Genomic DNA, 24286 nt, shown 5'->3' on the forward strand with positions numbered 1-24286 from the left:
TTATCTATTTATGGAAACTGATTTTAGTATTCTATCTTTAACTTCTGCAGCCGATTTATCATTATCTAAATGAACAACAGACACTTGTTGCAAAGCATTTTTATCTGCATAAATTACCATGTTAATTTTGTACGAAGCTTCTTTTTGAGTCAACTCGTTTTTCGATTTAAAATTGGCAGTTACTTCTCTTCCTTCAATTCCGTTAAAGTCAATTTTTTCAGTTTTTACATTTGTAACCTTACTGCCAATAGCAGCTTCAACTTGTGCAATACTTCCTTGAACTGCTCCTTCAAAATTTAAATTATCCATTTCTGAAATAAAATTGATAGTTGACAATCCAATATAAAAGTCACCAACCATTGAACCATACTCAAAATGAGCAAAATCTCCAATACTTGTAACTCCATTATCAGGTAAATTAACCGATTTTACTTCTAAAATTTCAGGTGTTTGAATAACAACAGGTGGATTTCCGTACGAAGAAGTGTACCATTGTTTGCTCATCATTTCTGAAGTAGTAGCTCCAATAAAATTCTCTTTTATATATTGATATCCAAAATAGCCTAAAGTTCCAAAAAGCAATGTTAACACTCCAATAGCAATTAGAATATATTTTAAAATATTGTTCTTTTTCTTAACAGGTGCTACTGGTATTTCAAAATTATTTTCTGTTGAAGTACCACTTGCTGCTTGCATTTCTTTTCGTTTAGCTAATACAGCTGTTTGAGTATCTTTTAAAATATCTTCAATAATTAACCTATCTCCATTAATCTCGTTTGCTTCAGGTTTCGATTTTGCAAACTTTACTAAATCGGCACTTTGTAAAATTGTTTTTAATTGTTTTAAGGTTTCTTTTGAAATGCCCAACTTACTCGATTCGTTAAAATCTGTAATTGTTTCTAACAACTCGTTAGTTGTAGATTCTAATGCTGGAATTTTTATATCCTTCTCTATATATGTTCTAACAATATCGGTTAATTCAGAATAGTAAATTTTTATTTTATTTTGTTTCACTAATTCTTTAGCATCCAACTCTTTTAAACGCTGTAAAGCTTCTTGAATTGGCGGAATTTGAATTTTAACCTTTGGTTTTTTCTCTTTCTTTCTGAAGATTAAATACAATCCTAGAATAAGTAGTAAAACAACTGGAATAATCCACCATAACCAAGGTTTATAATCGTCAAAAGTTTTAGGTTCTCTTTTAATCGATTTTATTTCATACATTTTCTGCTTGGTAGTATCTACCTTTACAGTTGCAACGTTTATTAATAAAGAATCGGCTAAAAACTTTTTGTTATTTATTACTATTTCTTGCTGTGGAATAACATAAACACCACTATCAAAACTAGTAATTAAGTATTTTTTTTCAAGTCTGTTTTTAATAGTATCTACTGGTAAATCTTCAACAACTTCAACCTTACCTAAACTATCTAATTGTAGTTTAGAAAACAGCACATTTTTTATTTCACTTACAGAAATTTTGTATTCTATTTGTTCACCAATTTTTATCGCAGTAGTATCAACTTCAACAGAAATTGGACTTTGTTGTGCATAGGTTATAAAACCGATAAAAAACAGTATGTAAACTAAGTTTTTTTTCATTAAAAATTCTTTTCTATCTAGATCCTTTGTTTTTAAAGTATCCTAATAATTTTTTAACATAGCTCTCATCAATTCTTGTACTTATAGTACCTGCACCACTATGGCTAAACGTTTTTTGAAAATAATCTACATTACTTAAGTAATACTTGTTGTAGCTATTTCTTACTTTTTTTGAAGAAGTATTTACCAAAATAGTTTTACCAGTTTCAGCATCTAACATTGGTACCATTCCTAAGTTTGGAATTTCTACATCGTGTTTATCAAAAATTCTAATTCCTGTTAAATCGTGTTTTCTACCAACTATTTTTAAAGTTTGCTCGTAATTAGTATCCATAAAATCGGATAACATAAAAACAATTGCTTTTTTCTTCATAACGCTAGACAAATATTTTAGCGCCATATTAATATCTGTTTCTGTGCTTTTAGGTTTAAACTCAATAAGCTCTCTAATTATTCTAAGTACGTGGCTTTTCCCTTTTTTAGGAGGAATAAACAATTCAATTTCATTAGAAAACAACAATAAACCTACTTTATCATTATTTTGAATTGCTGAAAATGCCAACGTTGCAGCTATTTCAGTAATAGTATCTCGTTTAAATTGTTGAGTTGTACCAAACAATTCCGAACCACTAATATCAACCATTAACATCATAGTCAATTCGCGTTCTTCTTCAAAAACTTTTACATAAGGCTCGTTATAACGCGCAGTAACATTCCAGTCAATTGCTCTAACATCATCTCCGTATTGATATTGTCGAACTTCAGAAAAAGTCATACCTCGCCCTTTAAACGAACTGTGATATTCGCCTGAAAAAATATGATCAGACAAACGACGAGTCTTAATCTCTATTTTACGAACTTTTTTTAGTATTTCTTTGGTATCCATATATTTAATTGGCAGTTAGCTGTTGGTGGTTAACAGTTAGCACAGAATTAAAAAAACTGTGAACTGAAAACTAAAAACTGAGAACTGTTAAGGTACTTCTACTTCGTTTACTATTTGGTTAATAATATCTACTGAAGTAACGTTTTCTGCTTCTGCTTCATAAGTAATTCCAATTCTATGTCTAAGAACATCATGCACCACAGCACGAACATCTTCAGGAATTACATAACCTCTTCGCTTAATAAACGCATAGCATTTTGCTGCCATTGCTAAATTAATACTACCACGTGGTGATGAACCGAAACTGATTAATCCTTTTAAATCTGGTAAGTTATATTTTTCTGGATAACGAGTAGCAAAAATTATATCAAGTATATATTTCTCGATTTTCTCGTCCATATAAACTTCTTTAACTGCTTTTCTTGCTCTGTTAATTTGATCTAGTGAAACAACCGAATTTACAGTTCCAAAAGTACCCATTAAATTATGACGCATAATTAACTGCTCTTCATCTTGTTTTGGGTAATCGATTACTGTTTTTAGCATAAAACGGTCTACTTGCGCCTCTGGCAATGGGTAAGTACCTTCTTGCTCTACAGGGTTTTGAGTTGCCATTACTAAAAACGGCTCGTCTAATTTAAAAGTAGTATCGCCAATTGTAATTTGACGCTCTTGCATTGCTTCTAATAAAGCTGATTGCACTTTAGCTGGCGCACGGTTAATCTCATCTGCCAATACAAAATTAGCGAAAATAGGTCCTTTTTTAATGGTGAAATCATTGTCTTTTACGCTATAAATCATAGTACCAACAACATCTGCTGGCAATAAATCTGGCGTAAATTGAATTCTACTAAAACCACCATCAACAGCTTTTGCCAATGTGTTAATAGCTAATGTTTTTGCTAAACCAGGAACACCTTCTAATAAAATATGCCCATTTCCTAATAAACCAATTAGCAATCGTTCAATCATATACTTCTGACCAACAATTACTTTGTTCATTTCCATTACCAATAAATCTATAAAAGCACTTTCTTTTTCAATCTTTTCGTTGATTGCTTTTATGTCTACTGAAACTTTATTTTCTTCAATCATTTTATACGTTTTTAACAGCGTGAATTTAACATGCTTTCTAACACTTTGCAAGTAGCATAAATATTTTTTAAAACGTTGTTAAAAATTGGTTAAAACCGTTGGTAAATATGACTTTTTATGAAATTTTAAACAGATAATATTCTAGAATAAAAACTTAATTAATATTTACATTTCTGTTTAAATATTCCATATCACTAGTAGGGATATATTTATTAAGTAAAACAAACTCTACTCGTTTATTTTTTAAATGTTTTTTGGTGGTGCATTTTACTCCATTAACACATTCATTTATAAGTTTAGTTTCTCCATAACCAACTGCTGTTAATCTATCTTTTAAAGGCCAATTAAATGATTTTATGTAGTTAGAAATCTCTAAAGCTCTTCTACTAGATAGCTTTAAGTTAAAAGCGTCGCTACCTAAACTAGATGAGTGCACTCCTATTTCGATTTCAAAATCGGTGTATTTTTTTAAAAGCATTACTACTTTATTAATTTCTCTTTTAGAAGCAGCGCTAATTTTACTGCTATTAATTTCAAACTTAATTGGTTTCACTTTTACTAAAAAACGCTTATCTACATCTATATAAACTTCTTGATTTTCTAGTTTAAAATTAAACTCTTTACTTTTTATTTCATTTTTAAATGTAGAAAAAAGTCTGGTTTCACTAACAAAACCATTTATAGTTACAATTAGTTGGTAATATTTATTAAAACTAGCATCAACTTTATAAACTCCTTTTTCGTTAGTTGAAACAACTTTAATTTTATGTTTTAGAGTATTTTGATGAATTATTTCAATGTCTTTTTGAAGTCTTACAAAGTTTTCCTTATTTACATCATACAAAACAATTTTTGCATTAGATAAGGTCTGATCTGTTAAAGAATCTTTAACAATACCTGAAACTTTAAATAAAGTATTTGTGTTATTTTTTTCTTGAGCGGTAGAATTTATTGTGAATTGAAATAGCACAATAAAACAAATTATAATTAGGGATCTCATTTGTTATTTTATTTGGGGTTACCACAAATATAATAAAAAAATGACTAAAACTAAAATATAAACAACTGATTAACAGAAAGAAGCACCAACTTACGCTTCTAACTTTTTTAAACTAAGTGTATCTTTATTAAAAACAGCATACGTAAAATAACTAACCCAATCGCCTGTATTAATGTATTTTGAAGTTTCGGTTAAGTTAATTTCTAGAGGCAAATGCCTATGGCCAAACACAAAATAATCGTAGTTTTTCTGTGTTAATTTATACTTACAATATTGAACCAACCACTCATTTTCATCGCCTAAATACGTTACATCTTCTTCACCAGAAATTAATTTATTTTTAACAGATAAATATTGCGCCAAACGAATACCAATATCCGGATGCAACCAACGGTACAACCATTTAGACAAAGGATTTGTAAACACTTTTTTCATACGTTTATACCCCTTATCTCCAGGCCCCAAACCATCGCCGTGACCAATTAAAAACTTTTTGTTATTGAAGGTAAATTCTTTTGGTTTATGATACGTTGGAATTTCTAATTCCTTTTCAAAATAATCATTCATCCATAGATCGTGATTACCTACAAAAAAATGAATTTCTACTCCACTATCTTTTAATTCTGCAAGTTTGCCTAAAACCCGAACAAAACCTTTTGGAACAGCTGTTTTATATTCAAACCAAAAATCGAATAAATCACCTAATAAAAAAAGTACTTCAACATCGTTTTTAATGCTATCTAACCAAGCAACAAACTTTTGCTCACGCACTTTACTAGCTTCTTTTGTTGGCGCACCAAAATGCTGGTCTGATGCAAAATATATTTTTTTTTGAATTTTCAATTTTCTTTTTTTATACCACTATTCCACTTTTTCCAACTCCAGAACCTTCAATATCATTGGGTCTTCCTTTTGAGTAATCATAAAAAAGCCTGTATCATCAAATAAATTACGCGCAAAAAATGCATTTAAGTACATTTTTAAGTTTTTTCTAACTCCTGGTGCTAAAGGCAAATTCATATCTAACTCACTTATATATTCCTTAAGAATCTTTTCATCTTTATCAAAATTTTCAACAAAATTACTCAATTCCCAGGCATCCATTTCTGCTCTATGATTATCTATATATTTAAATGTAAATGAATTTAAATTCCCAAACACTTTATTGCTGAAGTTACTTGTAGTATCTAAACCCACAAAAACATCTGGAATAATACCTCCACCACCATAAACTACCTTTCCTTTTGGTGTTTCGAACCTTAAAGAATCATTTACTTTAATACTATCTTTCGAAACTAATTCTCCATTATGAACACGCTCTAAATACTCTGTTTGATACTTTTTAGAATCGGTATGACTATATGGTTTTTGAATAGATCTACCTGTGGGTGTATAATAGCGAGAAGTTGTTAAACGCACAGCAGAACCATCACCTAAATCCATTTCTTGTTGCACCAACCCTTTTCCAAATGACCTACGACCAACTATGGTACCTTTATCATTATCTTGTAATGCACCTGCAACAATTTCACTTGCTGAAGCCGAATTACCATCAATTAAAACATAAACGTTTCCATTTTCAAAGTCTCCTTTAGAAGTTGCGTAAGATTTATCAATTTCTCCATTTTTACTTTTTGTAAATACTATTAGTTTGCCATCTTCTAGAAATTCATCAATAATGCTATTTGCAATATCCATAAAACCACCAGGGTTTCCTCTTAAATCCAACACTAAAGAAGTCATTCCTTCCGAAATTAAACTATCTAAAGCACTTTTAAATTCTTTATAAGTAGTGCGCGCAAACCTATCAATATTAATATAGCCCAATGTTGAGTTTATCATATAATGCCCATCAACACTTTTTAATGATACTTCTCCACGAGTTATTGGTATTTCTATAACTTCGTTTGTTTTTCTACGATAAACCGAAACATTTACCTCGGTATCCGGCTCGCCTTTTAATGCTTTCATTACAGCGTCAGACATTTTTCTTGAACGCACAAAATCTGGACTTCCTTCAGCAATTACAGCTTTATTTTCTATAAATTTCCCAAACAATGTATCTTTTCCGGCAATTAAAATTCTATCTCCAGCCAACAATCCAGCTCTTTCGCTTGGACCACCTTTTATAACACTTGCTACTGCTACTGAATCTTCGTGCATAACAAAACTAACTCCAATACCCACAAATTTTCCTTGCATGTTTTCGGTAATGCCTTGCAGTTCTTCCTTTGGAATATAAACTGAATGCGGATCTAGTTTTACCAACATATTTGTTATCGCATCGTCTAACAAACTATCTGTATCTACCTGATCTACATAATCATATTGTATATAGTTAATTAAGCGTTTTATTTTAGCTTCATTACTATTATTATTAAATAAAACTGATTTATTTTTGAAGTTTAAATTACTTCCAATAAGAATTCCTACAGCAACTGCTATACCCAAAAAAATAGGAAGGTTAAGTTTCTTTCTAGTCATTATATTTCTTTAAGGTGTGTCAATTCAACACCTGCTTTTTCTAAAAAAACAATACCTGTTGTATCTTTATACTTATCAGCAAATACAACTCTTTTAATACCCGATTGGTGAATTAATTTACTACACTCTTTACAAGGCGATAAGGTAATATATAACGTAGAATCTTTACAAGATTGTGTAGAAGCAGCTACTTTTAATATGGCGTTTGCTTCTGCATGCAATACATACCATTTTGTAAACTTCTCATCATCTTCGCAACAATTTTCAAATCCAGATGGTGTTCCGTTGTACCCATCAGAAATAATCATTCTATCCTTTACAATTAATGCTCCAACTTGTTTACGATCGCAATACGATAGTTTTGCCCATTCTAGCGCCATTCTCATATAAGCTTTATCGTACTTTAACTGTTTCTTATCCATATACACTTAAATATGCCCTAAATTAATTTTTTTTTAGCAACTCAATGTTAAATTTTTACCAAATCCAGTTATTAATAAGCATTGGTATAGTTACACCTATTACAACTGATGAAATAACTAGGATCCAATCTCTTTTTGAAAACCTAAAAATAGTTTGAAAAATAAAGCCTAAAAACAAAATTAGAATTACTATAACAATCTGAGCCAATTCAACACCTAATGCAAATTCTAACAACGGCAAAAACTTGCTATTTGAAGTACCAACTAACATTTTAAAATAGGACGAAAATCCTAAACCGTGTATTAACCCAAAAAACAAAGCAAAAAATAAATTTGTATTCGTTTTTGTATCTTTTGAAGCTGTTTTAGCATAAAATATATTTACTAAAGCAGTTATAAATATGGTTAACGGAATTAAAAATTCAATCCAAGCTTTACTTATTGAAACTACGCCATAAGCTGCTAATAATAAAGAAACAGTATGACCAATTGTAAAAAGAGTAATTAACCAAAATATTTTTTTCCAATTTTTAAAATCGTATACAACAGCTAACGCAATTAAAAATAATACATGGTCGTAAGCTTTCCAGTCTAATACATGAAAAAAGCCTTCTTTTACAAAAAAGATTAAATTATCCATAGGGGTTTGATTTAAGTATCAAATATAGAAAAAGTTTTTTCTACACTTTACTGCTTAAACCAATTATTTACTATAGATTTTTCTGAAGGAACAGAAGTTTTATGAACAAAATCATTTTTCACATCGCTATACTCATAATCTTCACCCCATTTTTTAAAGTTATCAGCAACTTGCTTAATAGCTTCACACACAAACAACACCTCTTTATTAGTAATTGTTGGGTGAATTGACATTCTAATCCAACCCGGACGCTCTATCATACAACCTTCTAATATTTTTTCTTCAATACTGTGTGAAGTTTCTTCATCTACGTGTAACAAAAAATGTCCGTATGTACCTGCACAAGAACAACCTCCACGAGTTTGAACACCAAACTTATCATTTAACAGTTTTACTATTAAGTTGAAGTGAACATCTTCAATATAAAAAGAAAAAATTCCTAATCTATCTTCGTGCTTAGATGCTAATATTTTTAAGTTTGAAATTTGTTTTAGCTTTTCAAAAACTATCTCATTTATTTCGTGCTCGCGTGCTAATATATTTTCAACACCCATTTGTTCTTTTAACTGAATTGCCAAAGCAATTTTAATACTTTGTAAAAAGCCTGGTGTACCACCATCTTCACGCGTTTCAATATCGTCTACATAATCGTGATTTCCCCAAGGGTTGGTGTAATTTACTGTACCTCCGCCTGGGTTATCTGGGATCATATTTTTGTATAATTTTTTGTTGAATATTAACACTCCTGAAGTTCCTGGACCACCTAAAAATTTATGAGGTGAAAAGAAAATTGCATCTAAATACGCTTCTTTATCCTCTGGATGCATATTTATTTCAACATAAGGCGCAGAACAAGCAAAATCTACAAAACACAACCCTCCATATTGATGAATAATTTTTGCTATTTGATGGTAATCTGTTCTAATACCTGTAACATTTGAACAAGCTGTAACAGAAGCTATTTTTATAGGTCTGTTTTTATATTGTTCCAATAGTTTTGTAAAGCTATCAAAGCATATTAAACCAGATTCCTGACAAGGTATAATTTCAACATTGGCAATAGTTTCTAACCAAGAGGTTTGATTAGAATGATGTTCCATATGCGTAATAAAAACTATTGGTTTCAATTCTTCTGGAACCTTTGTAAATTCTTTTAAACCTTCAGAAACCTTTAACCCTAAAATACGTTGAAACTTATTTACAACACCTGTCATTCCGGTTCCGTCAGTAATTAACACATCATTTTCACTAGCATTTACATGCTCTTTAATAATGTTTCGAGCCTTATGGTAAGCCATAGTCATTGCAGAACCTGTAATCGAAGTTTCGGTATGCGTATTGGCTACAAATGGACCAAATTCATTCATCAATTTTTCTTCAATTGGTCTGTACATCCTTCCACTTGCAGTCCAATCGGTATAAATAATTTCCTTTTCACCATAAGGAGATTGAAATGTTTGATTTATACCTACAATATTATTTCTAAATTGCTCGAAATATTGCTCTAATGCTGTTTGGTTAGCCATAAATTAAATTACTTAAAATTTGAAGTTCCTTTTTTCAACCAATTGTAATATTCATCTACATCTGGTGTGTATGCAACAGGATCTATTAAATTTTCTTCATTATGATCCATTAATACATAAAAAGGTTGTGCATTTGCTTTGTATTTTATGGTTTGAAACTCGCTCCATTTTTGTCCAATGTATCTTAGTTTTTTACCTGGTCTAAGTTTAGATTCAATTTCTTCACCTTTTGGCAATGGTCTTTTATCATCTACATATAATGAAATTAAAACAACATCATTTTTCAAAATATTTAAAACCTTGTCTTTAGCCCAAACGTTTTGCTCCATTTTTCTACAATTAACACAAGCGTGTCCTGTAAAATCTATCATAACTGGTTTGTTTACTTTTTTAGCATATGCCAAACCTAAATCGTAATCGTTAAATGCAATAATATTATGTGGAGCCATTACGTGAGCTCCTTCTGGAATATCACCGTGAGCACTTCCACCTCCTTGACTATTTCCAACTCCGTATGGAGACTCGCTATAATGTTGTGCTGGTGGAAAAGCACTAATTAAATTTAATGGCGCTCCCCAAAGCCCTGGAATCATATAAATTGTAAATGAAAGCACTAGTAAACCTAAACCTAATCTCCCTACTGAAATATGCTCTAAAGGAGAATCGTGTGGCAATTGAATTTTTCCAAATAAGTATAATGCTAAAGCTCCAAAAATCGCAATCCAAATTGCTAAAAACACTTCACGCTCTAACCAATGTAATTGTAATACTAAATCTGCATTTGATAAGAATTTAAATGCTAAGGCTAATTCCAAGAACCCTAAAACAACTTTTACTGTATTTAACCAACCTCCAGATTTTGGTAAAGAATTTAACCAACCTGGGAAAGCTGCAAACAACGCAAATGGAATTGCCAATGCTAACGAAAACCCTAACATACCAACAGCCGGACCTATTTGATTTCCTCCTGCAGCTGCTTCAACCAATAAGGTTCCAACAATTGGACCTGTACATGAAAAAGAAACAATTGCCAAGGCCAAGGCCATAAAAAAGATTCCTACTAAACCTCCTCTATCAGCTTGCGCATCTACTTTGGTTCCCCAAGAACTTGGTAAAGTAATTTCGAAAGCTCCTAAAAAAGAAATTGCAAATACTATTAATAACAAAAAGAAAATTATGTTAAACCAAACATTGGTGGATAACGCATTTAAGGCATCAGCGCCAAATATAGCACTTACTAATAAGCCTAAAAAAACATATATAATTACAATTGACAACCCGTAAATTACAGCATTTCTAATTCCAGCTGCTTTACTTTTACTTTGTTTGGTAAAAAAGCTAACTGTCATAGGAATCATAGGAAACACACAAGGAGTTAATAAGGCTGCAAAACCTGAAAAAAATGCAATAATAAATATACTTAATAGCCCTTTATTACTTTTTTTAGGCTTTTTGCTTTCTTTAGACTCAATTTCTTTTGTTGAAATAATATTTGTAATACCTTTATTTGCTCCTGAAACATTAAACTCTAAATCTTCAAAAGTTGGTGGTAAACAATTAGCATCATCACATACCATAAATTCAACTTCACCAGTAATTTTTAAATCTCCTTTGGTTAGAAGTTTTACTCTTTGTTTAAACACTGCTTCATTTTCGAAATACTTAATTTTCATTCCAAAAACAGGATCGTCTACCGTATGACCTTCCTCTTCCACAACATCTCCAACTAATTCATAATTTGCTAGTTTCTCAAAAGCAAACGATGTTGCAATTGGCCCATCTTCAGGAACGTTTTGAGAATACAAATGCCATTTGTTTTCAATTTCAGCTTTTACAATTAAATCATATTCTGTTTCACTTATTTTCTCAACTTTAGTTGACCAACTTACAGGATTATGAATTTGTGCGAATACCGATGTACTTACAAGAACTAGTAATAAAAAGAGTTTTTTCATCTATTTCAAATTTGAATTTCCAAAATTAAACAATAATTATTACTCTGTCGTTATGGAAACTTTTAACCCTAAAAAAATGTTGTTAAATTTTTCTTAATGTATAAATTTAAAAAAGTAGGGTTTTACCCTACCTGAAAAATGTTTTACCATACGAATAGCTTGTTTTTCTAAAAAAAAATCGCATATACTTTAAATTGAGTATAATAAATATTACATTTAAAAAATCAACAAGGAAAATTGCAAAAATTAAAGATTCTCAAAGACGGAAAAAGGGTTTGTACTATACAAACCCTTTTTCTTTCGCTTTTAATATTAACTCTCTATCACCATCAGCTTCAAAGAGAATTTTTAGTTGTTTTTTTCTTTTTTCTAAGCCTGCCAGTGACATTGGAATTATGGTTGGTAAGTCTTTCATTTTTGTACCAATAGACATTTCATAAATTAATTGTCTATCTATTTTATCTAATTTATAATCTACCGAATTTTGTTTTCTAAATAACTCTAAAACTGACTTACTATAGTAAGGAGTATCTTCAAGAATTGATTTGACTGCAACTATTAGCTCGTCCTTTGTTATGTCATTTTTTATTAAAAACCCATTTGGATTTACACTTTTTAAAATTACTTGAATTCTAAAATTATCATTAAACGTTGTTGAAATTACAATTTTACAAGTAGGAATGTCTTTTCTTAATTTAGTTCCTAAATCTTCACCAGATAAAATCTTTCCGTCTGAAGATGGCGGTAAGGATATATCTAGTAATGCAATATCAATTCCTTTTTTATTTGAAACCGCTTCCTCTATTTCTTCAACAGCATCATCACAATTTTCAACTATAGTTATATTGAAATCGACTTCTTCATTTTCTGAAGACACCAAATCAAATGCACTTTTATATGCATTCGCTATTAATGGATGATCATCTACAATTAAAATGTTATAAGTCTTACTCATTACAGTTATTTTTTTATTTCGCAAGATACCAATATTTGAGTACCCATATTTATTTCTGATTTTATATTTAACATTCCTCCAAGGTTTTTAACCCGGCTTCTCATATTTTTAAGACCAATTCCTTTCTTTTTTTGCTTAGAATTAAACCCAATTCCATTATCCTCGACTTTTAAAGTTAACCATTCATTCTCCAACTTAACTGAAATTTTTGTTAAATCTGCATTAGAATACTTAATTATATTTTGTAAAGCCTCTTGTATTATTCTATAATAATTAATTTTTACTTCATCACTTATTGTAAGCCAATCAACTTGTTTATCGCAATTATACTCGTATTTAAAGTTGCCTAATTTTGCTTTTTGAATTATTAAATCTTCAATAATTACATTAAAATCTTCTTTAGAAAATAAAATTTCACTTTTTAATTCGTGAGAAATTGTTCTTATTTCTTTTTCAATGGATTGTAGTTCATCTATATATAACTGATGTTGCTTCATTGTTTCCTCATCACCCTTCATATTCAAGAATCCTAAGCCCAATCTTGTTCCAAAAATTTTTCCTAGAACACCATCATGTAAGTCCGCTGCAATTCTATTACGCTCATTAAACCTACCTTCTTCCAATTTTGCTTGTTGCTTTAACATTAATGACAAAATTTCTTGATTTGACTTTTCTTGTTCTTTTTCAAAAAGTAATTCTTTATTTTTTGATCTTTGAAACCTTATTAAATATGCTAATAACATAAATAAAAGTATTACTAAAGAAGACCCTAAGATAAGTATTTTTTGTTGAGATAAAATTTCTGTTTTTTCAATATATTCGTCAGTCTCAAAACGTATTCTAGTAAACTTATTTCTAGTTTTTCTATCTTCAACATTAAGGCTATCGTTTAATCTAATGTAATTATTTAGATAGTTAACAGAGTTTTTCTTTTCTAACTTAGATAGTAAACTAAGCATCTCTAACCTATCTTTATAACCACTAATTTTAAAAGCTATTTTTCTAGCTGATTTAGCATATTCAATTGCTTGAGCAGTATCGCCCCTATATGCTAAAAATTTTGCAAGGTTCATTTTACTTAAAACAATACCTGCATTATTCTTTAAACTATCTCTTATCCTTAAAGCATAATTTAAGTCTTTATAAACATTTAAAGTGTCACCTTTTAAAAATTTAGTATAAGCAATATTATCTATTACTCTAACATAAAAACTTAGATTTTCCTTTTGTAAATTTGAATTCTCAAGTGATTTTTCGAAATAACTTATTGATTTATCATACTCTTTTAGATCTCTATAAACCAGTCCTAAGTTCCCTAATGTCCATTCCTTAAAATTATTCTTTTTTTGAGATTTTTTGAGATATTCTAAAGCTTTATTACTTGCTATAATTGATTTATCATACTCCTTTAAACTTCTATAAACTAAGCCTAAGTGATTATAACAATTATATAAGGATTGATTCTTATTAAAACGTTTATAAATATCAACATCTAATTTTTCGTACATATTTATAGCTTCATATGCTGATATTTCACTTCCGGTATAATCTTTAGTTCTTCCTTGAATAAAACTTAAATTATATAGCATTTGAGCAACATAATAATCATGTTTTACTGTTTTAAATTGTAAAAACGATTTATTAAAATAATAATAAGCACTATCGTATATATGTTTTCTTGTATAATAACCTGCATAATTCCAATTAATATCACCTAAGCTTAAAGAATCATCTAACTTTGTAGCTAAAGCAATAGCTTCTTTATTTACTTTAAACAACTGGGTTTTATTTGTGCTTAAAGCAATTAATGATATTTTTCTAAAATATTTAATTCTTGCAGTATCTTCCCTTACCTGCTTTGCAGTTTCAAAAGCTTTGTCTAAAAATAATATTCTCTCATCCAATGTGTATTTTTTTCCCTTTGACTCTTTTAATAAAAAAATTATGCTATCTCCAACAGCATTATTAGGGGTTAACTTTTTCTTTTTATTGCAACCCAATAAAAAAGAAAAAAAGAAAAAAATAAGTAGACTATATAAAAAGTATTTATTCAAAAGCTTTTTTTATTTAAAACAAAACTACTAAAAAAGCCTTAAAGTATAAATTTAAGGCTTTATTAAGGTTAATATGTTATTACGGAATTATCTACCGTCTGCATATGTTTCATTTCCTTCTTCTCCTTCAGCTCTTACTTGATCTAATGAATATAATTGTTCATCTGTATCAATACTATCTGATGTACAAGAAATAAACAATGTTGAAAATAATGATAATGCGATTAGAAATTTAATAGTTTTCATGTTTTTAAGGGATTATAAGGGTTTAAAAATTATTTTTAACTTGAAAGGCTCTAACTAAAAAACCTTCAACAACACAGCTAAACTACTTATTAACAATATTTTATACTAAAAAAAACAACTGTCTTTAGCAAAACCAAAGGATCTAAAAGGGAATACTATTAGTTTGAGAGGGAAATTTAATTTAAGGATTGATAAGAATGACCGGATAGCGCTTTATTAATAAGCTCTATATTTTTAATATAAGTTTTGGTGAAAGGAACCTTATAACTATTCTTTTTAATAGAACAAAAATGCTTGCCGTATTGAATTCTTGACACAAAATTTTTATTTATTATATAACTTTTATGAATTCTATGAAAATTATCTGGTAGCGTACTTTCAAAAGTTTTAAGGGTTTTATAGGCACTTATTATATTTCCATCGTTCATATAAAAATCAGTAGTATTATTATCGGCTTTCAAAAATAAAATTTCATCTGTTTTTAGATATTGATAATCTTTATAAGATTTTAAACATAAGTGCTTTCTTGATCTTGCAGGGATTTTTTTTAGCACTCTTAAAGCCGATTTTCTAATTTCTAATTCAGACAATGGTTTTAATAAAAAATCGATAAATCCATTTTTAATAACCTCATACAACCTATCTTTCGAATTAGACATTGCAATAAATACAGGAAACTCCTGATTAAACAAGTTTAGCTCTCTAGTAAATTCAAATGGATTTTCAATTACATTATCAATATTAAAAAAAACAAGGTCAGGTGCCTCCTTTAAAATTACATTCATAGCTGTATTATACTCATTACAAATGCCGATAAAATTAAAATCGGCATAATCATTCAAAACATTTTTTATGCTTTGGATAGAATTTTGATTGTTGTCAATTATTAAATAATTACGCATTTTTAATTGAAGGGATATATGGTTATCTACCAAAGGTAGATAAGTTAACACTACTTTTAGTAAGGGAAATCCTCCTTATGTTTATGGTTAAAACAATTCAATTCCTTCAATTAAGGCGTACATTTACAGTACTATTAAACATTAGTATTTGTTATTAAGAACGTTTTAGTAAGTATTTATTTTAATAATTACTATAGTTAAATACTTTGAGAGTGGTATTTAACCATAAAATATACTAAAACCTTTACATAGTGTGAATGAAAAATACATTTAGTCATTAAACAAGTAATTACCAAATGATATTCAAGGGCTATTTATAACATTAGGTAGTGAGTAAAAGTATTTTTTAACCCCTACAATTCACACTAGAAATAGTTAGATAAAAATTCTAACTAAAAAAAACCTGATAATTTATAATTATCAGGTTTCTTCTTTTTTATTAACTCTATAAATTTAATACTGTTTAATAATTAAAGGTGTGTTTACCTTTAAAGAAAACTCGTTTAAATAGTTTTCCCATTCTTTTTTATTATTAATCTGTTTGCTTTTTTTCCATCCAAAACCTGCATAATAAATTACTTTATTATTAATTACATTCAAGTTAGTATAAGCATTACTTAAATCTTTTTTTGAAGTTACATATTTTTCAAAATCTATAAAATATTCTTTCGAAGCTAAAATAGTTGTTCCCAATTCAGAATCTGCATGTGGCTGCCAATAGCTAACCCATCCATTTTTTCTACTACCTGTAACCTCACCATCTTTTTCGTGCAATGTTAAACCTGCTGCAACTCTATTTGTACCTTCTATACTAATTTCAAATTTAGATAAGTTACTTCCATAATCTAAACTAATAACTCTAGACTCTTTAATTATATTCCCATTAGCATCCCAATCTTCATAATTTAAATAAAAACTAGTTCTAATTGGTCCGGTAGAAATAACTTTCCAATCTGTATAATTTTTAGAAAAATAATATGACGAATCTTTTTTAACAGCAATTCCACCAACACCTCTACTTACACCTACATGAAAATTATCTAACCCTTCACCTGTATCTTCGTGATAAGTACCTGTTTTATCTGAGTGTTTTTTATACCATTTATTAATAATCGGGTATTCAACACGTTTTAACCACGCGTCTACACCGCTTGAAAGCGTACCTCCTTTTACACCATCTTCTATCATCTTTTGAGCCGTTGGCCCGTAAACTCTAAAAGCTACTTTATTGTTTTCCCAAGCAAAATCATCTGTTCTTTCAGGAACAAAACGAGCGTAACAACGTTCTTCAAAAACTGGTTTATCTTCATTTGAAATAGTAACAACTTCAAACTTTTTTTTTGAATTAGCAGCTATTTTTGGCTGAAATAACAATTGATCCACAACTCCATCTCCATCAATATCTACTAATTGTGATACTTGAATTTTGTTAGAACTAACATCTCTAATTCCTATTGTAGTTAAATCTTCAACCTTTAAAAAATCTTTAGACAATTCAACTGTTTCAAAAGATCTATCAATATTTAACGTGTTTTCTATGGTAATAAGTTGCTTCACTTTTTCTTGTGAACAACTTGTAATTAAACCAATACAAAAAATAATGAATGCAACTGTTTTTAATTTCATAATATAAATTGGGTATAAAAAATATACATTTATTTAATCTTCGTTTGCTGGCTTTCCAATAGTCGCTAATATTCCACCATCTACATAAACTACTTGCCCACTAACAAAATCACTTGCTTTTGAACTTAAAAATATAGCTGCTCCTTGCAAATCTGAAGGATCTCCCCAACGTCCAGCTGGAGTTCTACCAACAATAAAATCGTTAAACGGATGTCCATCAACTCTTATTGGCTCTGTTTGTGATGTAGCAAAATATCCTGGTCCTATTCCATTTATTTGAATATTGTGTTTAGCCCATTCAGTAGCCATATTTTGAGTTAACATTTTTAACCCACCTTTAGCAGCTGCATAGGCTCCAACAGTATTTCTACCAAGCTCACTCATCATAGAGCAAATATTGATTATTTTTCCTTCTTTTCTAGAAATCATACCTTTTACAACGTGTTTAGACACAATAAAAGGGCTTACTAAATCCACTTTAATCACTTGTTCAAAATCTGCAACCTCCATTTCTTCTAATGGAGTTCTCTTTATGATACCAGCATTATTTACTAAAATATCAATAACACCAACTTCAGTCTCTATCTTTGTAATATTTTCAATTACCTCTGCTTCATTAGTAACATCAAAACGATAACCAAAAGCTTTTAAACCCAACTTTTTATATTCGGCTACTGCGTTGTCTAATTTTTCTTGTGAAGAGGCTCCGTTAATAATTAAGGTAGCTCCGGCATTTCCTAAACCAATTGCCATAGCCATTCCTAATCCGTGAGTTGCACCTGTTACTAAAGCAACTTTTCCTGTTAAATCAAATAATTTTATAGACATTATCTCATTTCATTAATTGCGCACATATCCATATCACTATAATCTAAATTTTCACCAGCCATACCCCAAATAAATGTATAGTTACTTGTTCCTGAACCTGAATGTATTGACCAAGGTGGAGAAATTACAGCTTCGTTATTTGCCATCCATATGTGGCGAGTTTCATTTGGTTGTCCCATAAAATGACATACTGCTTGATCTTCTGGCACTTCAATATAAAAATACACTTCCATTCTTCTATCGTGGACGTGTGCAGGCATTGTATTCCATACACTTCCAGGTTTTAAAGTTGTCATACCCATTTGTAGTTGACAAACATCTACAACACTATTTACTATATATTTTCTTAATGTACGTGCATTTGCAGTTTCAGGAGAACCTAATTCAACAACCTCAACATCATTAATTCCAATTTTTTTAATAGGAAATGCCTTGTGTGCTGGAGTAGAATTTAAATAAAACTGTGCTGGATTTTCCTTAGACTCACTTGTAAATACAACACTCTTATTTCCTTGCCCAACATACAACGCTTCTTTATGATCTAAAACATAAGACTCTCCGTCTATTGTAACTGTTCCTGAACCTCCAATATTAATAACACCCAACTCTCTTCTATCTAAAAAGTTTTCAGACTTCAATGTATCTAAAGTTTCTAAGGCAAGAGCCTCACCTACTGGCACAGCACTACCAACCATAAACCTATCGTAATGAGAGTACACCCATTTTACTTGGTTAGCAATCATTAAATCATTCACCAAAAACTCATCTCTTAGTGCTTGTGTATCATATTTTTTTACAGCCTCTGGACTTGAAGCATATCTAACTTCGTAATTTGTATTCATAAATATCTTTTTAAATTCAGGCATAAAAGTACAAATATTTTATTAAAATACAATCGATTGTATTTTTGAATTTTTTTATACTATATTTGAAATGAAATTACACCAAACCAATTTCAAAAATTATATGCATAAAGGAAAAATTACTATTCATGATATCTCTAAAGAATTAGGAATTGATAGCTCTACCGTTTCTAGAGCGCTAAACAATAGTCCACGAGTTTCTAAAAAAACAAAAGAAAAAATTTCAGCTAAAGCAAAAGAATTAGGTTACCAACGCAATAGCTTAGCTTCTAAATTAAGAACCAACAAAACACATACTATTGGTGTTATTATTCCTCGTATCTCACGTCACTTTTTCGCTTCTGCAATTGCTGGAATTGAAGAAACTGCTTACGATGCTGGTTATGACGTTATTATTTGTCAATCTTTAGATAGTTATGAGCGTGAACAAAAATTAATTGAAACCCTATTAGCTAACAGAGTTGATGGAATTATAATTTCAATTTCTATGGAAACTACAAATTACAACCATTTAGACAGGTACAAAGCCAATGGTTTTCCAATGATATTTTTTGATAGACCTTGCGAAACAGAAAAGAACACCAATGTAATAATTGACGATTTTCAGGCAAGTTTTGAAGTTACTGAGCACTTAATTTTTAATGGTTATAAAAATATTGTTCATTTTTCAGGCCCTCAAACAAACTTACTATATCAAAACAGATGTAAAGGTTACAAAGCTGCATTAAAAAAACATAAGTACCCAATACGAAAAGAATACATAATTGAATCTAAATTAATGGAAGAAGATGGTATCGAAAACGCTAAAAAAGCACTAAATCTGCCAAATGTAGATGCCATTTATTCTGCAAATGATATGGCTGCAATTAGTGCCATGCAATACTTAAAATCGCAAAACATTAAAATTCCCGAACAAATAGCTTTTGCAGGTTTTAGTAACGAACCTGTTTCCGCAGTTATTGAACCTTCTTTAACAACTGTAAACCAACCAAGTTTTGAAATGGGTAAAGTTGCAACCAATATATTGTTTGACCAATTGAATAACAATACAAGAGAAAATAAAACTACCATATTAGAACCAACACTTATTATAAGAAACTCATCTTCAAAAACTAATAATAACTAATGAAGAAATTATATATAATTACCTCGATTATTTTTTATTCAACTCTTGCTGTTTACGCTCAAAACAGCAAAGTTGAATTTAATGGCGAATTAAAAAAATGGCACAAAATAACATTAAGTTTTACTGGTGAAGAATTATCAGAAAATGATGCCAATAACCCATTTTTAAACTACCGCTTAAATGTAACCTTCAAAAACAAAAACAAAACCTACATTATTCCTGGGTTTTATGCGGCAGACGGAAATTCAGCAGAAACTAGTGCTACAAATGGTAAAATTTGGCAAGTACGGTTTACTCCTGATGAAATTGGAGAATGGACTTACAATGTTTCATTTAGAAAAGGGAATCAAATTGCAATAAATGATAATCCTAATGCAGGAGAACCTATTTCATTTAATGGTTTAAACGGAAAATTCAATATTGAAAAATCTGACAAAACTGGTCGTGATTTTAGAAGTAAAGGCCGCTTAAATTATGTAAACAAACGCTATTTACAATTCGAAGAAACAAAAGAATACTTTTTAAAAGGAGGAGCCGATAGCCCAGAGAGCTTTTTGGGTTATTATGATTTTGATCAAACACCACCTTCTCACAAATACGAAGCACACGCAAAAGATTGGAAAAACGGTGATCCAACTTGGCAAAACGGTAAAGGAAAAAATATGATTGGAGCGTTAAATTATTTAGCTTCAAAAGGAATGAATTCTGTATACTTTTTAACAATGAGTGTGCAAGGTGATGGTAACGATGTTTGGCCTTGGAATAACATAAACGAGCGTTACCGTTTTGATTGTAGCAAACTAGACCAATGGGAAATTGTTTTTGACCATATGGAAAAACTTGGTTTAATGATGCATATTGTTACTCAAGAAACTGAAAATGAATTACTATTAGACATTGGTGAACTAGGTGTACAACGTAAATTATATTATCGTGAGTTAATTGCTCGTTTTTCTCATCATTTAGCAATTACTTGGAATTTAGGTGAAGAAAACGGTCCGCTAAGCTGGACTCCAAAAGGGCAAGACGATAAGGATAGAAAGGCAATGGCCAAGTACATTAAAACCCATGACCCATATAAAAATTTTGTTGCTCTACATACGCATGCAGATCCAAAAGCACAAGATCCATTTCTAAACCCATTATTAGGTTACGAGTATTTAGATGGTCCGTCTATGCAAACTCACCATCCAAAAGATGTGCATCGTTTAATTGTAAAGTGGATAAATGAATCTCAAAAAGCAGGTAAACAATGGGTAGTTTGTCAAGATGAAATTGGCCCGGCAGATACAGGTGCAAAACCTGATGCTGATGACCCTGAACACAATGAAATTAGACATGAAGTTTTATGGGGGAATTTAATGGCTGGTGGTGCTGGTGTAGAATGGTATTTTGGATATAAATATGCGCACAACGATTTAAAATGTGAAGATTGGAGGTCTAGAGATATTCTTTGGGATCAAACAAAACACGCGTTAGACTTTTTTCAAAATCACGTGCCATTTCAACATATGAAATCTGCAAACGGATTAACAGATAATTCCAATGATTATGTGTTGGCTGAAAATGGAAAAACATACGTAATTTATCTTCCTAAGGTTGAAAAAACCATATTGAATTTAATAGGTGCAAACTCAAAATTCAATATAAAATGGTACAACCCTAGAGTTGGTGGAGAACTTCAAAAAGGAAGTGTAAAAACAATTAAAGGTGGTAAAAAAGTTTCAATTGGTTTTCCTCCAAATAAAGAAAAAGATTGGGTTGCTTTAATTACAAATACATCTAAAAAAGCTGTTGTAAGTAACTCTAAAAACAAACAAGAAAAAATTATTCTAAACGCGTTATCAGATTTTGAAATTGATCCAACTTCTGAAGCTACTTATTACGTAGACAATCGTAACAAAGCTTTAGCAATAAATGCAGGTAAAAAAACTTTAAGAGATAAATTCGCGAACGCTACAACTATTTTTAAAGGTGCTAATGGAATTTACAAAGGTATGTTAGTATCAATGGCTGAAAATGATGGAGAATCTGTTTATAGAGTTAAAATTAACGGAAACATTGTTTCTACATTTACAAACCCAGAAACAGACAAATCGTTTGAAGAAACGCAGCACAACATTGGTAAAATTTATTTAGAAACAAATGACATTATTGAAGTTGAAGCAAAAGCAGTAACCAATAAAAAAATACCAGAAAACGATGAAACTGCGTGGTCAAGAGGTAGATGGAACTCTATTATTCTTATTCCTGGCGGTGGTTATCAAATTTCAAACAAACATGAAAAAACAACACCTTTTACAGATAAAAAAGGGGTTTTTACTATTGAAGCTGAAGATTTTCATTTTAAAACTTCAAACGGAACAAATAGAGATTGGTATACACGTTCAAACAGTGAAAGCCTTCCTTTTAAAAACTTAGAAAACCACAAAAAAACAGCTAGTAAAAATAGTTATATTGAAGCTTTACCTGATACACGTGTAACACATGATGATGAATTAATTACTGGTGAAAATTTTTATCCGTTACCAGGTTTTGGAGCTATTGTTTCATACAAAGTAAAAATTAAATCTCCTGGCAAGTATTATGTGTGGGTAAAAGCATATTCTAGCGGTCCAGAAGATAACGGCTTGCATGTTGGCATAAACGAAACTTGGCCAGAAACTGGTGCTCGTATTCAACTTTGTGAAGGTAAAAATAAATGGACTTGGACATCTGCTCAACGTGTTCCAGAAAATCATTGTGGTACTCCAAACACAATCTCATTAAATTTCGATAAAAAAGGAGATTACATTATTTCTTTTTCAATGCGTGAAGACGGTTTTGAATTTGACAAATGGATACTTACCAAAAAGAAAAACTTCAACCCAAATAACATTTAATTTTCATTAAAATAACATGAAAACACTAAACTCAACTTTATTACTTATAGCTTTAACACTTTTCATTTCTTGCTCAACAAAAACTTCAAAAAAAGAAAGTAAAATAGACAAAGCTGCTGAACAAATTACACATTTAGTAAAAGATGCTGAAACAGCAAATAGAATTCCTAGAACTTTAACTGCGGAAGGAAAAATGCACTTTGCACATAAAAATTTCGATTGGACTGAAGGGTTTTTCCCTGGTAGTTGCTGGTATTTATTTGAAACTACAAAAGATGAAAAATGGAAAGTAGCTGCTGAAAAATTCCAAAGTTTATTTGAAGAACATAAATTTAGAACTAACAATCACGATTTAGGGTTTGTATTTAATTGCTCTTACGGAAATGGATTTAGGATAACTAAAAATGAGAATTTTAAACAAGTAATGATTACTGCTGCTAAATCGTTAAGCACTCGTTTCAATCCAACTATTGGTTGTATTAAAAGTTGGGATGTAACTGGCGGATGGCAAGCAGAAAGAGGTTGGAAATACCCTGTAATTATTGATAATATGATGAATTTAGAATTATTGTTTGAAGTTTCTAAATTAACAGGTGACGACAGCTACAAAAACATTGCAATTACACATGCAAATACAACATTAAAAAATCATTTTAGAGCAGATAATAGTTCTGTACACGTTGTAGATTACGATCCTGAAACTGGTGAAGTTAGAAACAAACACACAGCTCAAGGTTTTGCACATACAAGTGCTTGGGCTCGCGGACAAGCTTGGGGTTTATACGGTTACACCGTTTGTTACCGATATACAAAAGATGAAAAGTACTTACAACAAGCTGAAAAAATTGCAAAATTTATTACAGAATATAAAGGAACACCAGAAGATGGAATTCCATATTGGGATTACAACGCTCCAAACATTCCTAATGAACCTAGAGATGTTTCTGCTGCCGCTATAACAGTTTCTGCATTAATTGAATTAGATGATTTTTCTAAGAATAATTACCAACCTGCAATCGACAAAATAATGACTTCTTTGGCTTCAGATACATACACTGCTAAAGTTGGAGAAAACAAACATTTTATTTTAAAACATAGTGTTGGTAGTATTCCTCACGGAAATGAAATTGATGTGCCATTAAATTATGCAGATTACTACTATTTAGAAGCTTTAGTTAGACTAAAAAAATAACT

General features: G+C 30.3%; 20 protein-coding genes. 3 read left to right on the top strand and 17 right to left on the bottom strand.

Annotated features, from left to right (window positions below; all coding sequences use genetic code 11):
• The 17 genes from BLU40_RS12585 to kduI all read right to left on the bottom strand — a co-directional run bounded on the left by BLU40_RS12585 (position 1) and on the right by kduI (position 19063).
• Positions 1–1602: a hypothetical protein gene (locus tag BLU40_RS12585; protein ID WP_090124056.1), complete on the bottom strand. Its 1602-nt coding sequence runs from the start codon at positions 1600–1602 to the stop codon at positions 1–3.
• A gap of 13 nt (positions 1603–1615) precedes the next feature.
• The gene (locus BLU40_RS12590) at positions 1616–2488 is read right to left on the bottom strand and encodes a DUF58 domain-containing protein (RefSeq protein ID WP_090124058.1); all 873 of its coding nucleotides are present in this window, start codon (positions 2486–2488) and stop codon (positions 1616–1618) included.
• 87 nt (positions 2489–2575) lie between these two features.
• Positions 2576–3580: an AAA family ATPase gene (locus BLU40_RS12595; RefSeq protein WP_090124282.1), complete on the bottom strand. Its 1005-nt coding sequence runs from the start codon at positions 3578–3580 to the stop codon at positions 2576–2578.
• 157 nt (positions 3581–3737) lie between these two features.
• Positions 3738–4583 carry an OmpA family protein gene (locus BLU40_RS12600; RefSeq protein ID WP_090124060.1) on the bottom strand — a complete coding sequence of 282 codons (846 nt, stop codon included), beginning with the start codon at positions 4581–4583 and terminating at the stop codon, positions 3738–3740.
• Positions 4584–4673: 90 nt separating this feature from the next.
• A complete protein-coding gene (locus BLU40_RS12605) occupies positions 4674–5426 on the bottom strand; it encodes a UDP-2,3-diacylglucosamine diphosphatase (RefSeq protein ID WP_090124063.1) in 753 nt (250 codons plus the stop codon).
• An 18-nt stretch (positions 5427–5444) separates the two neighbouring features.
• A complete protein-coding gene (locus tag BLU40_RS12610) occupies positions 5445–7067 on the bottom strand; it encodes a S41 family peptidase (RefSeq protein WP_090124066.1) in 1623 nt (540 codons plus the stop codon).
• On the bottom strand, positions 7067–7489 hold the full coding sequence (locus BLU40_RS12615; RefSeq protein WP_090124068.1) for a deoxycytidylate deaminase: 423 nt from the start codon (positions 7487–7489) through the stop codon (positions 7067–7069). Before BLU40_RS12615 ends, BLU40_RS12610 begins: the two co-directional genes overlap by 1 nt.
• 55 nt (positions 7490–7544) lie before the next feature.
• Positions 7545–8129, bottom strand: coding sequence for a HupE/UreJ family protein (locus tag BLU40_RS12620; RefSeq protein WP_090124071.1), 585 nt, complete (start codon positions 8127–8129; stop codon positions 7545–7547).
• Positions 8130–8176: 47 nt separating this feature from the next.
• Complete coding sequence (locus tag BLU40_RS12625) at positions 8177–9655, bottom strand: aminotransferase class V-fold PLP-dependent enzyme (protein WP_090124074.1); 1479 nt, start codon at positions 9653–9655, stop codon at positions 8177–8179.
• An 8-nt stretch (positions 9656–9663) separates the two neighbouring features.
• A complete protein-coding gene (locus BLU40_RS12630) occupies positions 9664–11610 on the bottom strand; it encodes a protein-disulfide reductase DsbD family protein (protein ID WP_090124077.1) in 1947 nt (648 codons plus the stop codon).
• A gap of 280 nt (positions 11611–11890) precedes the next feature.
• Positions 11891–12565, bottom strand: a complete 675-nt coding sequence (locus tag BLU40_RS12635) for a response regulator (protein WP_090124080.1) — start codon at positions 12563–12565, stop codon at positions 11891–11893.
• Positions 12566–12570: 5 nt separating this feature from the next.
• Complete coding sequence (locus BLU40_RS12640) at positions 12571–14469, bottom strand: tetratricopeptide repeat-containing sensor histidine kinase (protein ID WP_139170963.1); 1899 nt, start codon at positions 14467–14469, stop codon at positions 12571–12573.
• Positions 14470–14706: 237 nt separating this feature from the next.
• Positions 14707–14865 carry a hypothetical protein gene (locus tag BLU40_RS17605; protein WP_175454789.1) on the bottom strand — a complete coding sequence of 53 codons (159 nt, stop codon included), beginning with the start codon at positions 14863–14865 and terminating at the stop codon, positions 14707–14709.
• 176 nt (positions 14866–15041) lie between these two features.
• Positions 15042–15767, bottom strand: a complete 726-nt coding sequence (locus tag BLU40_RS12645; protein WP_090124086.1) for a LytR/AlgR family response regulator transcription factor — start codon at positions 15765–15767, stop codon at positions 15042–15044.
• 453 nt (positions 15768–16220) lie between these two features.
• Positions 16221–17393: a DUF4861 family protein gene (locus tag BLU40_RS12650; protein WP_090124089.1), complete on the bottom strand. Its 1173-nt coding sequence runs from the start codon at positions 17391–17393 to the stop codon at positions 16221–16223.
• A 33-nt stretch (positions 17394–17426) separates the two neighbouring features.
• Positions 17427–18221 (bottom strand): gluconate 5-dehydrogenase, encoded by a 795-nt coding sequence (locus tag BLU40_RS12655; protein WP_090124092.1) that lies wholly within the window; start codon positions 18219–18221, stop codon positions 17427–17429.
• Positions 18221–19063 carry a 5-dehydro-4-deoxy-D-glucuronate isomerase gene (kduI, locus tag BLU40_RS12660; protein WP_090124095.1) on the bottom strand — a complete coding sequence of 281 codons (843 nt, stop codon included), beginning with the start codon at positions 19061–19063 and terminating at the stop codon, positions 18221–18223. The genes BLU40_RS12655 and kduI overlap by 1 nt, the downstream gene beginning before the upstream one ends.
• 91 nt (positions 19064–19154) lie before the next feature.
• Here kduI and BLU40_RS12665 point away from each other — a divergent pair, with 91 nt between their 5' ends.
• From BLU40_RS12665 to BLU40_RS12675, 3 genes are read left to right on the top strand one after another with little or no spacing between them, the layout of a single operon-like run.
• The gene (locus tag BLU40_RS12665) at positions 19155–20210 is read left to right on the top strand and encodes a LacI family DNA-binding transcriptional regulator (protein ID WP_245729949.1); all 1056 of its coding nucleotides are present in this window, start codon (positions 19155–19157) and stop codon (positions 20208–20210) included.
• Positions 20210–23092 (top strand): DUF5060 domain-containing protein, encoded by a 2883-nt coding sequence (locus BLU40_RS12670; RefSeq protein WP_090124098.1) that lies wholly within the window; start codon positions 20210–20212, stop codon positions 23090–23092. Before BLU40_RS12665 ends, BLU40_RS12670 begins: the two co-directional genes overlap by 1 nt.
• Positions 23093–23108: 16 nt before the next feature.
• Complete coding sequence (locus BLU40_RS12675) at positions 23109–24284, top strand: glycoside hydrolase family 88 protein (protein WP_090124100.1); 1176 nt, start codon at positions 23109–23111, stop codon at positions 24282–24284.
• Positions 24285–24286 lie beyond the last annotated feature (2 nt).

Origin of the sequence: Lutibacter oricola (genome assembly GCF_900106565.1) — a bacterium.
Taxonomy (GTDB): Bacteria; Bacteroidota; Bacteroidia; order Flavobacteriales; family Flavobacteriaceae; genus Lutibacter; species Lutibacter oricola.

Bases quoted from the DNA above. Each gene is read 5' to 3' on its own strand.
- BLU40_RS12630 (WP_090124077.1), bottom strand. From the start codon at position 11,610: ATGAAAAAACTCTTTTTATTACTAGTTCTTGTAAGTACATCGGTATTC.
- kduI (WP_090124095.1), bottom strand. From the start codon at position 19,063: ATGAATACAAATTACGAAGTTAGATATGCTTCAAGTCCAGAGGCTGTA.
- BLU40_RS12650 (WP_090124089.1), bottom strand. From the start codon at position 17,393: ATGAAATTAAAAACAGTTGCATTCATTATTTTTTGTATTGGTTTAATT.
- BLU40_RS12635 (WP_090124080.1), bottom strand. From the start codon at position 12,565: ATGAGTAAGACTTATAACATTTTAATTGTAGATGATCATCCATTAATA.
- BLU40_RS12670 (WP_090124098.1), top strand. From the start codon at position 20,210: ATGAAGAAATTATATATAATTACCTCGATTATTTTTTATTCAACTCTT.
- BLU40_RS12600 (WP_090124060.1), bottom strand. From the start codon at position 4,583: ATGAGATCCCTAATTATAATTTGTTTTATTGTGCTATTTCAATTCACA.
- BLU40_RS12645 (WP_090124086.1), bottom strand. From the start codon at position 15,767: ATGCGTAATTATTTAATAATTGACAACAATCAAAATTCTATCCAAAGC.
- BLU40_RS12620 (WP_090124071.1), bottom strand. From the start codon at position 8,129: ATGGATAATTTAATCTTTTTTGTAAAAGAAGGCTTTTTTCATGTATTA.
- BLU40_RS12655 (WP_090124092.1), bottom strand. From the start codon at position 18,221: ATGTCTATAAAATTATTTGATTTAACAGGAAAAGTTGCTTTAGTAACA.
- BLU40_RS17605 (WP_175454789.1), bottom strand. From the start codon at position 14,865: ATGAAAACTATTAAATTTCTAATCGCATTATCATTATTTTCAACATTG.
- BLU40_RS12615 (WP_090124068.1), bottom strand. From the start codon at position 7,489: ATGGATAAGAAACAGTTAAAGTACGATAAAGCTTATATGAGAATGGCG.
- BLU40_RS12625 (WP_090124074.1), bottom strand. From the start codon at position 9,655: ATGGCTAACCAAACAGCATTAGAGCAATATTTCGAGCAATTTAGAAAT.
- BLU40_RS12665 (WP_245729949.1), top strand. From the start codon at position 19,155: ATGAAATTACACCAAACCAATTTCAAAAATTATATGCATAAAGGAAAA.
- BLU40_RS12590 (WP_090124058.1), bottom strand. From the start codon at position 2,488: ATGGATACCAAAGAAATACTAAAAAAAGTTCGTAAAATAGAGATTAAG.
- BLU40_RS12610 (WP_090124066.1), bottom strand. From the start codon at position 7,067: ATGACTAGAAAGAAACTTAACCTTCCTATTTTTTTGGGTATAGCAGTT.
- BLU40_RS12675 (WP_090124100.1), top strand. From the start codon at position 23,109: ATGAAAACACTAAACTCAACTTTATTACTTATAGCTTTAACACTTTTC.
- BLU40_RS12585 (WP_090124056.1), bottom strand. From the start codon at position 1,602: ATGAAAAAAAACTTAGTTTACATACTGTTTTTTATCGGTTTTATAACC.